A 15,020-nucleotide genomic window follows, 5' to 3' on the forward strand; every position below is an offset into this window, starting at 1 on the left:
CATGAATAGAGGGAGAAATTTTTTTGTGCTGCTGTTGTTTGCATTGATCACTGGTTGTGCAACACAAATGACACGAAATCTCTCCTTTCTGGAAGGAAAACAACTGATCGCAGAAGGTCGGCTGGAAGCAGGACTGAGCAAGCTGGAGCAAGCTGCACGTGAGGAACCAGATAACAGGGAAGTGGGCGCGACTCTGGCTAGAGAACGTGATTCCATCATTGGCCAGATTTTATTCGAGGCAGATAGCTTCCGGCTGGCAGGCAATCTGGAGCAGGCGGAACTGGATTATCAACGAGTCCTGGGTGTCAGTGTCAATAATGAACGTGCCCGGGAAGGATTGGAAGCAGTTGAGCTGGAGCGCCGTCATATTGTGCTGGTGAATCAGGCAAAAGAAGCGCTTGCGCATCATGACGTGGAAGGTGCGGAAAAAATTGTAAGGGGGGTGCTGGCAAATAATCCCATGCAATCCGAAGCCAGGCAGCTGATCAAGGCGCTCAGTGAACGGATTGCACGGGCCGAGACGTCCGAGTTATCCCTGATCTCCGAGTTCAGCAAGCCGATTACCATGGAGTTTCGTGACACACCACTGAAAGCCATATTTGAACTTATTTCCCGCACGGCCGGTATCAATTTTGTGTTTGATCGCAATGTTCAGCAGGAAGCAACGGCTTCGATGTTTGTACGGGACAATTCCATTGAAGATGTGCTGAAATTGTTGCTCCTGACCAACCAGCTCGCCTACAAGGTGTTAAACAGCAATACGCTGTTAATTTATCCGGATACGCCGGCCAAACAAAAGGACTATCAGGAGCTGGTAGTGCGCAGCTTCCACGTTGCCAATACTGATGTCAAACAGATGGTGGCTATGATCCGTGGGCTGGTCAAGGCGCGTGATATCTACGTTAACGAAAAACTCAACCTGTTTGTGATCAGAGATACGCTGGAGATGATCCGGTTAGTGGAACGCCTGGTTGCAATCAATGATTTCCCTGATCCCGAGGTGATGCTGGATGTGGTTGTATTGGAAGTGAAGCGTGACAACACACTGGAGCTGGGGCCGAATATGCCTACTTCAGTGACATTTAGCGCCATCCCCGGAGCGGGTGCACCTGCCCAGGTGGCCGCTGATTCAGTGGTGAAAATGAGCATGATCAAGAATGCGGGATTCGAAGGTCTGCGGAGTTTCACCATCAGTAACCAGGCAAAAATTGATTTTGGCAGGACACTGACTAATGCAGATGTGCTGGCCAACCCCCGCATTCGCGTTAAAAGTCGGGAAAAAGCAAAAATCCATATCGGCAACAAGGAGCCGGTGTTCACCGTGACCAATACTGCTAATGTCGGGTCAGCTGCTTCAGCGACTTATATTGATGTCGGATTGAAGTTTGAGGTTGAACCAGTTGTCAGGACTAACAATGAGGTAACGCTGAAAGCATTACTGGAGGTCAGCAGTAATCTGGGCGAGAAGAGATCCGGAGGGGGAGATAATGCGGCCACAGCTATTGTCATCGGTACGCGCACTGCAGAAACGGTGCTGGAACTGCGCGATGGGGAAACACAGGTACTTGCCGGATTAATTCAGGACGATCTGAGTCGGGTAAAATCGGGTATTGCCGGATTGACCGAGATCCCGATACTGGGGGATATTTTTTCCAAACAGGTCAGAAAACATAATAAAACCGAAATAATTTTGCTGATCACGCCGCATATTATCCGTAATGTCGTCCAGCCCAACCATTTTGAGAGTGAATTTTATTCCGGCACAGCCAGTGCTGCCGGAAAACTTCCCGTTACTATCCGGAAAACAGCTCCGCAATCACTGGCCATGGAATCCTCGGGCAGTGCATCAGCTGGTGGCTATGCTGCGTTTGGCCAAGCAGTACGATCTGCCGGATTACCTGGAACGGAATCTGATCCGTTTGAAGAAGCTATCGCCCAGGCAGGAAGTGTTGCGTCACCTTCACTGACATTACGGGCACCGGAAAGCGTGGCAATGGGGCGGGAATTTACCGCCACTGTCAGGCTGGTGACATTGAATTCCATGCTATCTGGTGAGTTGAACCTGATCTATGATCCGGAGGCGCTGGAGCTGATAGATGGCGGAGAAAAATCCGGCATGCGCAACCTGAAATTTGGACGGGATCAACCTACTGGAATGACAGCAGTATTACGTTTCAAGGTGATCAGTACAAATCCGGGTTCAACTGAAATCACGTTACAGAATCTGCAGGTGCGAGATGAAACCGGGCATGCGGTTGAAGTAGATGTGCCACCGACAGCAACCATCCGGATTCAATAAAGATATCGTTGAAAACGATCGTGCAAAAAATATTTCTGGGAAGTCGTCATTTTTGGGTTTGTCGAGGTTTTACGCTGATCGAAATGATGGTCGTGGTGGCGATCATGGGAATCCTGGCTTCTGCTGCAATGCCGCTAGGTGAAATGGTCGCTAAGCGGGAAAAGGAGCAGGCGCTGCGTACCGCGTTGCGCCAGATTCGTACAGCGATTGATGTCTACAAGCAGGCGGCGGATGAAGGGCGGGTGGAGAAGAAAGCTGATGAAACCGGTTATCCCCGCAAACTGGAAGATCTGGAGATAGGAGTAGACGATACCAAGGACCCGGACAAGAAAAAAATCTTTTTTATGCGCCGGCTGCCGCGTGATCCCCTGTTTCCTGATTCTGATGTAATGGCTGCTGAAACCTGGGGTAAGCGCAGTTACGCCAGCTCACCCGATCATCCCGAAGAAGGAGACGATGTTTACGATATTTATTCATTGTCGGAAAAGGTGGGGTTGAACGGGATTCCTTATAACCAATGGTAAAATTTTCCGATGAGTTTGTCATAAATCGTTCAAAGCTGTTTTTTAGTGGTCATAATCTGGTTTATACAGATCAGCCTGACGGACATTTTATGCGGTTGCGTGAGCGTGGGTTTACACTGATTGAGCTGCTGGTTGTCATGACAATTATTGCCATTTTGCTCACCATTGTGTCGCCACGTTACTTTACATCCGTTGATCGGGCGAAGGAAACGGTGCTCAGACAGAATCTCGGTATTTTGCGTGATGCTATCGATAAATATTATGCCGATACTGGCAAATATCCGGCTGATTTGAATCAGCTGGTTGAGGATCGCTATATTCGTGCGGTACCGGTTGACCCGATTACTGAGGAAAATGTCTGGGCGGAAATACCGCCTCCTGATCCTGAAATGGAAGGCGTATTTGATGTACATACCATTTCTGACAAGCAGGCGCTGGACGGGACGTTTTATGAAAAATGGTGATGAAACAGACCAGAGAAGAGCAGGGATATATTTATATCTGGATGTTGTTTGCTGTTATGCTGGCGGGCGTGATGCTGGCTGCAGCCGGATTGGTCTGGCAAACAGAGGCCAGGCGGGAGAAGGAGCAGGAATTACTGTTTGTGGGAGGTCAGTTTAGGCGGGCGATTGAATCTTATTACAACGATTCCCAAACTACCGGGGGAGGTGCCGGGCGCTACCCGGAATCGTTGGAACAATTACTTAAAGATGAGCGCTCTCCGGTTGTTAAACGACATCTTAGAAAAATTTACTATGATCCGATGACCGGCAGCCACAACTGGGGTCTGATCAGGCAGGAGGGCGGAGGAATCATCGGTATTTACAGTTTTTCGACAGATGTACCAATCAAGCGGGCCGGTTTCCCGGCGGATTATGCTGCGTTTGAAAATGCCGAGAGTTATCAGAGCTGGAAATTTACCCTGGCTGCCAGTGGCACCGGAGGACAGGGAGCGCAACAGACCGGTGATCTAAAAAATGTGCCGGGCAGTATGCCTTGATGCCAGAATTTCCAAGTGTTTCACTTAATCCATTTACGCACGATCAGCCTGCTCCGGATATAAACACCCATCCGTCACCGCAAAATTTTGTGGATCAACCGGCTGATCAGTAATCATCTTTTTAAGTAAATAATATTGAAACCGGCTGAATATGCCGTAATCACAAGAACCAGGCTTGTTGCTTGAAAGTCTTAGTATAGATAAATAGTTGCCGAAGGCCGATACGAGATGAATGTTATTTTGACGATGTTATTAGCAACGTTGCTGGGCGTGGCGGGATGTACCCAGCTTCCCAAGACAGGAAATAAAGTTGTGGGTGATTCCGGGGTGCCCGAGAATGCAGCGCCCGCTACTGAACTCACTGCCGATCTTCTTTTTGATTTTCTGCAGGGAGAGATTGCTTTGCAGCGAAATCAGCCAAGCGTTGCGGTGGAAAGTTTTATCCGGATGGCAAAGGAAACACGTGACCCGGGAATCGCAGAGCATGCGACTGATATCGCACTGCGAGCGCGACGTTTCGATGAAGCGCGGGAAGCTATCGATTTATGGGCAACACTGGAACCAAACTCCATACAGGCGCATCAGGCAGCTGTAGCGCTGTTTGTTGCAACTAACCAACTGAATAAAGTGCGCCCTCATATTGAACGGCTGCTTGTGCTTGAGCCGGAAACCGTCGATAAAGCTTTTATGCAGCTTAACAAGCTTCTGTTTCACCATCCAGACAAGGAGGCAGTGCTAAAGCTCATTCGACAGCTTGCAGCACCGTACCCTGATCTGCCAGAAGCCCATTTTGCTGTTTCACAGGCTGCATGGGTTGCCAATCAGTTCAAATTGGCATCAGAAGCCATGAACCAGGCGCTCAAGCTGCGACCGGAATGGGAAATGGCCGCCGTACACCAGGGACAGATTCTGCAGAAAATTGATACGGGCAAAGCACAGGCTTTTTACAACCAGTATCTTGATCGGTTTCCCAGAGCTAATGATATGCGAATTGCTTATATTCGCATGCTGATGGAGAAAAAGGAATTTGATCGGGGGCGTGAGCAATTTCAGAAACTGGAGCAGGCCAATCCATCCAATCCGGATATCGCGCTGGCAATCGGTCTGTTATCCGCCGAGCTGGATGATCTGGAAAACGCCGAAAAGTATTTCAAACGCGCCTTGCAACTGGGGTTCGAGGATGCTGATACGATTCATTTCAATCTGGGACGTGTCTATGAGATCTCGCAGCGTGATGCGCAAGCAATGGATACTTACCGAAAGGTGACAAGTGGAGATCGTTATATTTCGGCGCATGTGCGCTATGCCTATTTGCTGGCAAAACGGGATGGCGTGGCAGCTGCCAGACGCTATCTGAAGACGATCCAGGTTTCGGATGAGCAGCAACGTACACAGTTGCTGATCTCCGAAGCACAGTTGCTGCGAGACAATAATGATTTCCGGGGGGCGTATGATTTGCTGGATGCCTATCTCCGGAAATATCCAGAACAGGTCGAGCTGCTTTATGATCGCGCCTTGATGGCAGACAAGATCGGCAAACCGGATGTGCTGGAACGGGATCTGCGTAAATTAATCCAGCTGAAACCAGATAATGCCCATGCCTACAATGCACTGGGTTACAGCCTGGCTGAGCGAGGAGAGCAGTTGCCGGAAGCACTGGCGCTGGTCCAGAAGGCAATTGAGCTCTCCCCTGATGATCCTTATATTCTGGATAGCCTGGGCTGGGTGTATTACCGGATGGGCGATCCGAAAAAAGGGATTAAGTATATAAAACTTGCTTTTGATACACGCTCTGACCCCGAGATTGCAGCACATTACGGAGAATTACTCTGGGTATCTGGTGCCAAACAGGATGCTGAAAAAATCTGGCAAACAGCACTGGAAGAACACCCTGAAAACGAGTTATTGCTAGATACCGTCAGACGATTAATAGGCCACTGAGAACTGAGAAGTGTAGCAAAGACGATCAAATGGATAGTACTGATGTGTGGTGACCAGGATACATCAATGAAATAGGCGGGAGAGGCAGAGTATCCTGTGACACTTACCCTTGGGTTTTACAGGGGCTTTTCAACAACCAGTTAACCAAACCGCACTTTACGATTACACACAAGATGTTGGTTGATCTGTTACAAAGTTATAAGACATTAGATATAGACAGGGTTACCAGACAAAATGTCTTGTACATTACGTTACACATCGTAATGAACCGAGGATAATCATGCACTTGGCTGAATATCGCGCTTCTTCTTTGGAACGGCAACGAACTGCAGACCTTCTTCGTCTAATGCCAATGGCAGGAAGAAATGCGTTGGACATAGGGGCCCGAGACGGGCATTTCTCACTATTGATGGCGGATCGTTTTGAAACGGTCGTTGCACTTGATCTAACTGAACCAAATATTTTCCATCCAAGAGTTCAGTGTATTCAGGGAAACGCAACAGAAATACAGTTCTCCGACAATTCATTTGATTTTGTGTTTTGTGCAGAGGTTCTGGAGCACGTGCCGACGCCGGTTCTGCATAAAGTCTGTCAAGAGATTGAAAGGGTTGCCAGTCATCAAATACTGATTGGCGTTCCCTACAAACAAGACATCAGAGTAGGGCGAACGACCTGTTACTCTTGTGGGGGGAAAAATCCACCTTGGGGTCATGTAAATTCCTTTGATGAGGAGCGGATCACGGAATTGTTCCGAAGTTGCGCAGTTGAAGCCATTTCCTTTTGCGGTGTAACCACTTCGCAGACAAATTCGCTCTCGACTGCCCTCATGGATTTCGCAGGTAATCCATATGGTACCTATGACCAGGAAGAAGCATGTATCCATTGTGGGCATCGCTTGCTTCTACCACCGAGGAGAAATGTTGCTCAGCGTATTGCTACAAAGCTTGCATTCTTTTCACACAAGGCAACTGAGTTGTTTGAGAAATCGCGGGGAAACTGGGTGCACGTAGTCCTTCGCAAGGTCAACGACGTATAAACTTCTCGTTCCAGCTGGCCACCTACAGCGGCTGAATTCAGGGCGTGTATGCTAGATGTGGCACGTTACTTCATGGATACAAATCCCATCATGGCCAAGTATTTCCGAACACCCTGTTTTCAAGCTATGAAAGAAGCATTCGGCAGGTGCATTATGCTAGATTCTGCCTTCTTGCCTGTCGGCTCATGTTCTGCAACACGTTGATCTGTTGATCCGCTTGCGAGGCTAGATCCAGAATATCGGTGGATGCACAGCTGGTGTAAGTGAGAATCGATTGCCCGACTGTCTTGCTCATATGTAGCAAACTGTCAAATTGATTTTCTATCATTCTTCTGGCCAACGTACGGCAAATTGTTCCAGCAGAATATTCTTCAATTCATCGGGTGTTACGCGGTGTGCTGTAACGCGGCCATCCGGATAGCGGTGTTTGAATTCTCCATCCAGTAGTGAAAGACGTCCACCGTCCGGTAAAGCACGCGCTACCATGATCTGCTTCGTAAAACTTGAATCCGGGTATGTGCTGGTGTACCAGTTAGCTACTTTCTGGTCACTGATCGGCATTTGCTCGCCCCCAAATTCATATATGTCCAGCCAGCGATCATCCACCCAAACCTGATGGAACCAGCGTCCGGATTCATGGATCAGCCGACGACGATCATGTAATGTATCCTGCTCCAGATTTTCCTGCCACAGCAGAGCTCGTGTCAGCGAATAACCCCCTACACCGACATCGGTTATCCATTGCTGACCATTCAGATCGATACCGATCAACAAGTGGGTACGCGCTGGCATCTCTGAACGATCGGTCACTCGCAGGCGTACCCGTGCCGCCAGTGGGCGTGCATTGAATCCAAGCTGCAACAGTATCTGTAAGAACAGACCATTTTGCTCGAAACAATACCCACCACGTTTTGCCAGCACTAATTTATTGAACAACGCTCCTGTTTCCAGATGGATCGGTTTTTTCAGATATACGTCCAGGTTTTCAAACGGGATGGTCTGCGTATGTGCACGGGTCAGTGCATGCAATACTTCCAGTGTATTTTCTGCCACACCCTGATAGCCAATTCGTTCAAAGTATTGTGATAGGCAGATAGATGATTTTTTAGTCATTATTATCCACTAGAAAATTCTTTGTTTGCTGCTTTATCGCCAATCTATCAACCTGTGGGAATCGATACAATGATTGCACAGTACGGGAGAGTTTTATTGTGTGAGATACAAGCTAACCAGTTAGTTGCCGATAGAGTGCCGGAATAATTTTGATGAGTCGTTCCGGCCGATTGATGATGGCGTAGCCACCACAGCCGAACAGATAAGGAAAATAAGCTTGTGCTTCATGGTCGATGGTGATACCAAACAGTTTCAACCCTTGCCGCCGGGCTTCGATAACCGCCTGGCGCGTATCTTCAACGCCGTAGCGACCTTCATAATGATCCAGATCGTTGGGTTTGCCATCAGTCAGCAATAGAATCAGGCGGTGACGTTCTGGTCGTTGCGCCAGTAACTGGCTGACATGGCGCAATGCTGTGCCCATCCGGGTGTAGTACCCTGGCCGTAATGCTGCAATGCAGCGCAATGTCCGGCTGCTGAAAGGTTCGTTAAAATCTTTCACAGTCGTTATTTGCACAAAATGGCGCTGGCGTGAGGTAAAGGTATGAATCGAGAAACGATCCTGACAAGCGGCAATGCCGGTGGCCAGCGCAACCAGTGCTTCTTTCTCGATATCCAGCACCCGCCGTCCGCCAATCCAGCTGTCTGTGGAGAGAGAAACATCCACCAGCACTGCGACCGCCAGATCCCGTGCTTGTTCACGTGCAGCAAGATAGAGCCGATCTGTACCCATGCCATAAGCGGCCTGATCCGCCTGGGCGCGTACTAGTGCATCCAAATCCAGTTCTGCGCCATCCGGCTGGCCGCGTAAAATTTCCCTACGGGGGCGTAATGCTTCGAACTGGCGGCGAATTCGGCGAAACTGCCGCCGAGCACCATCACTGGGTTCCCATTGCTCTCCGGTTTCACTGGCTATTTGGCACAGCACTCGACAATGGTCAGCGTGATACTGCTTGCGACGGTAATCCCATTCCGGATAAGTCAGTTCCGCAAGGAGATTGGCCGGATCGGTATCTTCCGGTGCCAAATCGAGATCAAATTTCAACACCGTGGCAGCACGCTGCCGATGGGAGGTAACGGCCAGTTCTTCCATTGAATCCGCCACCTCCCGTGCAGTCGATTCATCCTCCTCCTCCACCGGTCGGTTGACATTCACCATTTCCGACCAGGTGATCAGTTTTTCAAAGCGATTCAGTAACAAGGGATCATCCCGCTCGCTCTGGTCAAATTTTCTCCGTTGGGCTTTTCTGCTACGATGATCTTCCTGATTGGCAGCATGATCAGCTCGATCTTCATCAGCGGGCAACGTCCGGGCAGTGCTTGATGGTGAGCCCGCTTCTATCGCACCCCATAATGGTACCGGCAGGAGCGAGTGATAGCCTTTGTCCGCGCGTAGATCGCTAAAATCCAGTTCAGGTTGCTGGATACGTGTAAGCAAGTTGATTGCTGCCGGATCAAGACACGGCTGCCCAAGCAGGACAAGTACGATGGATTCTACAACGTGCTCTTGTGCCGGGAGTGAGCGGAGTGGACGTGTTCTCAGTAAATGAGAACACAATATTTGATAGGTTTTCTTCAGTCCGGGATAGCGTTGGCAGATAGCAAGACTGGTTAACCAGGCACGCTGGAGAAAATAAAGATCCGCTTGGAGTGGATCATCTTCTGGCATGACAGATTTATCCATCACCGCAAAGAAAGCGACTAACCAGAAGTAGAGTTGCCGGTTGAGTGATGCTTCCGGGAACAAGCCAATCTTGTCTGGGAGGTGTAATCGTTCCGGACGAAGTACTGCCAACGGTAATTTTTCCTGATGATGCCCCAGGCGCTGTTTCCAGCTCAAGCGATGGCGTGCCGTTTGTGGCATTGTGGCGCTCAGTAACAAGCCATGATCACCACCCATACCATGAAAAAATGTGCGCAACGCTGCATGAATGGATTCCAGCGAAACGGCGGCTGAAGGGTAGTGTGGATAACTACTCTCAGATTGGCCAACCAGTCGGTGCCAGAGACGGCCGATTTGTTCTTCCAGCTCCAGCCATTGCCACATGGCGCTTAACCGAAAGTAGCGTGGATCAGTTCAAACAAACCTTGTTGCACTTCCGGTTCATCACTTAATGGTTCGATCAGTGCAGCTTGTGCTGCCTGCAGAGGATCCAGCCCGGCCGCCATCAGCGTGGCGCAGTACACCAGCAACCGGGTGGAAACACTTTCTTCCAGATCAATTTCTTTCAGCCGTCGCAGTTGGGTGGCCAGATTGACCAGTGCAGTGCAATGTTCTCTGGCGAGGCCGCTCTCACTGGTGATAATTTCCAGTTCGATTTCCGGTGGAGGGAAGTCAAAGGACAGGGCGATAAACCGCTGCCGTGTACTGGGTTTGAGTGATTTAAGAATGTTCTGATAGCCGGGATTATAGGAGATGACCAGCATGAAGCTATCTGGTGCCTGCAATACTTCATTAGTACGTTCCAACGGCAACATGCGCCGGTCATCTGTCAGGGGGTGCAGTACGACTGTTACATCCTTGCGTGCTTCCACAACTTCATCCAGATAACAGATGCCGCCTTCGCGGATGGCGCTGGTCAACGGTCCGTCCACCCAAACTGTTTCTCCGCCCTTGATCAGGAAACGGCCAGTCAGATCAGCTGCGGTCAGATCATCATGGCAAGAGATCGTAAAAAGCGGCCGCTGTAGCCGGGCAGCCATGTGAGTGACAAAGCGGGTTTTGCCACAGCCGGTTGGCCCTTTCAGTAACAGTGGCAAGCGTTGCCGGTAGGCGGTTTCAAACAACTCACATTCATTGCCGATCGGGACATAAAATGGAAAATCTGTTGTCGTAGCAGCTGTCACAGCTATATTCCCGGAGTAGCTAACAACTGTTTCATTTGTTGGCTGCCCGCAAGTTTAGGGAGGGTGACACCTGGTTTTTGACAGGCCCCAACGCGGCGTAAATGTACAGGATTACGCCGATAACGAAGACGATACCGGACAGCAACCGCATCCAGTAGAACAAATCCAGTTGCTGCTGAATTTCCATGAATCCCAGTCCCATAACCCGTTGTAAATGCGTTTGCAGTACCCCGGCAAACGTCAGGGTGAAGGTCATGAACGCCATGGAAGCAGTCATCACCCAGAAACTCCACATATTTAAAATCTGGTTATATGGTTGCACGTTGCGCAATTGTGGCAGGGCATAGGTGAAGAAAGCCAGGTTAAGCATGACGTAGGCACCATAAAACGCCATGTGTCCGTGAGCAGCGGTGATTTGCGTACCGTGACTGTAAAAATTTATGAACGAGAAACTGTGCATTAGTCCCCATACCCCTGCACCGAAAAAAGCCATTACTGGACAGCCCAAGCTCCAGAGCATGGCGGCCTTGTTGGGGTGATTGCGTCCGCTGCGATACACCATGTGGAAACACCATAACACCATGGCGAAGAAGGGTAGTACTTCCAGAATCGAGAACAGACTGCCGATCCACTGCCAATAACCAGGTGTGCCGATCCAGTAGTAGTGATGGCCAGTACCCAGCAATCCGCTGAACAACGCCAGGCCGACAATCACATACAGCCATTTTTCAATCACTTCGCGATCCACGCCAGTCATCTTGATCAGCAAAAAAGCAAGCATGGAGGCCATGATCAACTCCCATATGCCTTCCACCCAGAGATGCACGACATACCACCAATACATTTTGTCGAGCGCGAGGTTGTCCGGATTATAGAAGGCAAATAGAAATAACAGTGCCGCTCCCCACATGCCAAGTAGCAGAACTGTGGAGACAACGGTTTTTCGTCCCTTGAGGACTGTCATAGAGACGTTGTACAGAAATAACAGGAACGCAACTACTAACAACACCTTGACCCATAAAGGCTGTTCCAGAAACTCCCGGCCTTCATGTATCCCCATCAGATAACTCACCACGGCAGCCAGTGCAGCGAAGACAAAGATAAACAATTGCAGCCAGGCAATTTTCGGGCTGTGAATATCGCGTTCACTTTCTTCGGGAATCAGAAAATAAGCTGCCCCGAAGTAACCCAGCAGCAGCCAGACCAGCAGGGCATTAGTGTGAATCATGCGAATAATGTGGAATGGCAGACTTTCTGCCATTAAGTTGGGCAAGGTATAAGCGGTACCGGCGAGTACACCAGCTAATACCTGAACAGCGAACAGTGCCAGTGCGGCGATGAAATATGGATAAGCAAGCTTCTGGGTTGAATATTTCATGAGCATTTCCCTTCGTGTGATAGTAATTCAGGTGGGTTAGCCTGCAGTATTTGGAGGCCATCCTTGTGTATCAATACGACTGACCCACTCAAGAAAATCGATCAGATCATCCAGCTCCTGCTCGCTTAAATTGAATTGCGGCATTTGGCGACGGCCAGGCACACCAGTTGGCTGGGCCCTCATCCAGGCCTTCAATCCCATTCTTGCACCTTCTGGATGTTCACGTCCGCCATAACGTACCCAGACATTACCCAGTTCTGGCGCAAAATAAGCCCCTTCACCCAGTAGCGAATGGCAATTGATGCAGGCATTGTGCTCCCATACCCGTTTTCCTTGCGCAACAGAGGGCGTGAGTGTTGCCTGATCAGTCGAACTGTTGACGATATATAGATGGGTGTGGATTGAAAGTGCAATGAAAAGTAGCAGGAAGAAAGCCGTCCCGCCGTAGAAAATATTACGAGCGGCCGATTTGGTAAGCCTTTCACTCATCACTATTCTCCTTGTTCAAATATTTCGGGTAATTACAGTTGTGGCCGGGTTGCTGGTATTTTAGGGCTGCAGAGTATAGCCAACCTGTCGGCATTTGTCTGATGACTCAAAACCTGCGTGGAGGCCCTTGTACATCGCCATATTTGCTTGCCTAGATCATTCCTGCAACTACACCTCAACTACCTGCTGCTTTATCGCCTGGAGCGGATGCATTGCGCTAAATAATACCGTGTTACAGCTCGACCTGTATGCCGAGCTCGATCACGTGCTCTGGCGGCAGATGGTAGAACGCCGTTGGCCAGGCGCTGTTGCGTGACATAAATGCAAACAGGCGATCTCGCCAGAGCGCCATTCCGGGGCGTTCGTCGGTGGGGATCAACGAGGCACGGCTAAGATAATAGGTCGTGGTGTCGAGATCAATCTTCAATCCCAATGTTTCACATGCTCGCAGCGCCACCGGAACATTCGGACTTTGCATGAATCCATAGTGCACAATGATGCGGTGAAAACCGGAAGACAGCTCCATGACTTCAAGGCGCTCTGCTGCCGGCACACGCGGCACCTCCTCGGTAATTACGGTAACCAGGACCACTTGCTCGTGCAAGACTTTGTTGTGAGTCAACTGGTAGAGTAACGCTGGCGGTGTATCGTGCTGGTGGATAGTGAGGAAAACCGCTGTTCCGGACACACGCAGAGGAGGATCAATCACGATACGCTGGAGAAAATCTTGGAACGACTCGGTTTCCTTGTGTATCCGCTGCACGAGAAGCTGGCGTCCCTGCTGCCAGGTGATCATTAGGGTAAATATAAACACGGCTATGACCAGCGGGAACCAGCCACCATCCGTAATTTTGAGTAGATTTGAACTGAAGAAGGCTAGGTCAATTATCAGGAACCCCACCGTCACTGCTACTGCGGTCAGGATGTTCCAGTGCCAGCGTTCGCGCATCACAAAAAATGCCAGAATGGTAGTGATCACCATAGTACCTGATACCGCGATACCAAAGGCACCCGCGAGATTATCCGAGGAACGGAAGTGTAGTACCAGCCATACGGCAGCAATCATCATGAACCAGTTTGCTGCAGGCACGTAGACCTGGCCGATTTCCTCCGAGGAGGTTTGCACCAATGTCAGCCGTGGACTCTGCCCAAGCTGAATCGCTTGCCGGGTCAGCGAGAATACACCTGAAATGATCGCCTGAGAGGCAATGATAGTGGCGAGCGTTGCCAGGCCCACCAGGGAATATAGGAATGATGGCGGCGCTAAGCGAAAAAACGGTTGCGCCTCATGCGGATCGAGCAATAGTAGCGCCCCCTGCCCGAAATAATTAAATAACAAGGCTGGCAGTACCAGGGCAAACCACATTAGCCGGATCGGTGCTCGCCCAACATGTCCCATGTCTGCGTAGAGAGCTTCGGCGCCGGTCAGGGCGAGAAACACGCCGCCAAGGACTCGGAAAGCGATCCAGCCGTTGTCAATGAAGAAATCCACCCCATAACAGGGGTTGACCGCGATCAACACCTGCGGGTAGCGAATGATCCCACTCAATCCGAGCAAGGCGATTACTGCAAACCATACCAGCATGATTGGGCCGAAGACTCTGCCGATGCGTGCGGTACCTCGCTTCTGTACCAAAAACAGCAGCACCAGAATAACGGTGGTCGCCGGGATTATGTAGGATGTCAGTTGTGGTGCTGCCACTTCCAGCCCTTCCATGGCGCTGAGTACCGAAATCGCCGGTGTGATCATGCCGTCGCCATAGAGCAGCGCCGCCCCAAACAATCCAAGGACAATCAGTACGTTGCGCTGGTGTTGTGACGATCCGCGCCAGGGGCGCAACAGTGCCAGCAGAGCCAGAATACCGCCTTCGCCGTGGTTGTCTGCGCGCATGATAATTAGTAGATACTTGATCGAAACGAGAATAATCAATGCCCAGAAAATCAATGACAGGATACCCAGGATACTTTCAGGCGTTCTTGAGTCGGACGCCATATTGTGCAGCGCTTCGCGAAACGCGTATAGAGGGCTGGTAGCGATATCACCGTAGACCACACCCAGGGCAGTTAGGCATAAAGCAGCAGTGAGGCGGGGGGGTGTGTCCTGCTCGTTACGTGATCCTTGCCTGTTACCGGCAGATGATTCCGAATCGAGTGTCATGTTTGATCTTCTTTTTCGATGTGGGGAGACTCAGGGAGATTACTGCTTAAACTACCCCTCATGCAAACCCACCTGTAAACCGCGAACCGCAGCGTATCTGATGAAGCATTGGATTACACACACAAATGTTGGCCCAGCCTGATTCGTTATGCTCACGCCGACTGTCTGCCAGCCGATAACAATCCGATGGAAAACGTTATTTATTCCACCGTCATTGGCAAGAAAAACTGATTTT

Annotated in this window: 12 protein-coding genes and 1 pseudogene; 7 read left to right on the plus strand and 6 right to left on the minus strand. The window is 50.1% G+C overall.

Translation table 11 applies throughout. From position 1 onward, the window contains the following. The first annotated feature begins 1 nt into the window (after window position 1). From BM331_RS07815 to BM331_RS07840, 6 genes are all read left to right on the plus strand, one after another. Window positions 2–2,299, plus strand: coding sequence for a FecR domain-containing protein (locus tag BM331_RS07815; protein ID WP_074928625.1), 2,298 nt, complete (start codon window positions 2–4; stop codon window positions 2,297–2,299). Between the two features lie 20 nt (window positions 2,300–2,319). Continuing rightward, complete coding sequence (locus tag BM331_RS07820; RefSeq protein WP_074928675.1) at window positions 2,320–2,823, plus strand: type II secretion system protein; 504 nt, start codon at window positions 2,320–2,322, stop codon at window positions 2,821–2,823. Continuing rightward, a complete protein-coding gene (locus tag BM331_RS07825) occupies window positions 2,817–3,287 on the plus strand; it encodes a type II secretion system protein (protein ID WP_083414717.1) in 471 nt (156 codons plus the stop codon). The genes BM331_RS07820 and BM331_RS07825 overlap by 7 nt, the downstream gene beginning before the upstream one ends. After that, window positions 3,287–3,823, plus strand: a complete 537-nt coding sequence (locus tag BM331_RS07830) for a hypothetical protein (protein ID WP_074928679.1) — start codon at window positions 3,287–3,289, stop codon at window positions 3,821–3,823. Before BM331_RS07825 ends, BM331_RS07830 begins: the two co-directional genes overlap by 1 nt. A gap of 228 nt (window positions 3,824–4,051) precedes the next feature. Beyond that, window positions 4,052–5,764: a tetratricopeptide repeat protein gene (locus BM331_RS07835; protein ID WP_074928627.1), complete on the plus strand. Its 1,713-nt coding sequence runs from the start codon at window positions 4,052–4,054 to the stop codon at window positions 5,762–5,764. A gap of 280 nt (window positions 5,765–6,044) precedes the next feature. Then, complete coding sequence (locus BM331_RS07840; protein WP_074928629.1) at window positions 6,045–6,800, plus strand: class I SAM-dependent methyltransferase; 756 nt, start codon at window positions 6,045–6,047, stop codon at window positions 6,798–6,800. A 324-nt stretch (window positions 6,801–7,124) separates the two neighbouring features. Here the strand turns inward: BM331_RS07840 and BM331_RS07845 are convergent, their stop codons facing one another. The 6 genes from BM331_RS07845 to BM331_RS07870 form a co-directional block, all read right to left on the minus strand. Next, complete coding sequence (locus tag BM331_RS07845; RefSeq protein WP_074928631.1) at window positions 7,125–7,913, minus strand: arylamine N-acetyltransferase family protein; 789 nt, start codon at window positions 7,911–7,913, stop codon at window positions 7,125–7,127. 112 nt (window positions 7,914–8,025) lie between these two features. Further along, window positions 8,026–9,960, minus strand: coding sequence for a nitric oxide reductase activation protein NorD (locus BM331_RS07850; protein ID WP_074928633.1), 1,935 nt, complete (start codon window positions 9,958–9,960; stop codon window positions 8,026–8,028). Between the two features lie 5 nt (window positions 9,961–9,965). Then, a complete protein-coding gene (locus tag BM331_RS07855; RefSeq protein WP_218154569.1) occupies window positions 9,966–10,760 on the minus strand; it encodes a CbbQ/NirQ/NorQ/GpvN family protein in 795 nt (264 codons plus the stop codon). Between the two features lie 31 nt (window positions 10,761–10,791). Continuing rightward, entirely contained in the window at window positions 10,792–12,138 is a 1,347-nt protein-coding gene (locus tag BM331_RS07860; protein WP_074928680.1) for a cbb3-type cytochrome c oxidase subunit I, read from the minus strand. A 36-nt stretch (window positions 12,139–12,174) separates the two neighbouring features. Next, window positions 12,175–12,627 (minus strand): c-type cytochrome, encoded by a 453-nt coding sequence (locus BM331_RS07865; RefSeq protein WP_074928636.1) that lies wholly within the window; start codon window positions 12,625–12,627, stop codon window positions 12,175–12,177. 232 nt (window positions 12,628–12,859) lie between these two features. After that, entirely contained in the window at window positions 12,860–14,785 is a 1,926-nt protein-coding gene (locus tag BM331_RS07870; protein WP_074928638.1) for a potassium transporter Kup, read from the minus strand. A 99-nt stretch (window positions 14,786–14,884) separates the two neighbouring features. On the opposite strand from BM331_RS07870, the pseudogene BM331_RS12395 reads away from it, so the two are divergent. Continuing rightward, window positions 14,885–15,016: pseudogene (locus tag BM331_RS12395) on the plus strand (IS66 family transposase); the annotation flags it as partial. Between the last annotated feature and the right edge of the window lie 4 nt (window positions 15,017–15,020).

The organism is Nitrosomonas eutropha (assembly GCF_900116685.1).
Taxonomy (GTDB): Bacteria; Pseudomonadota; Gammaproteobacteria; order Burkholderiales; family Nitrosomonadaceae; genus Nitrosomonas; species Nitrosomonas eutropha_A.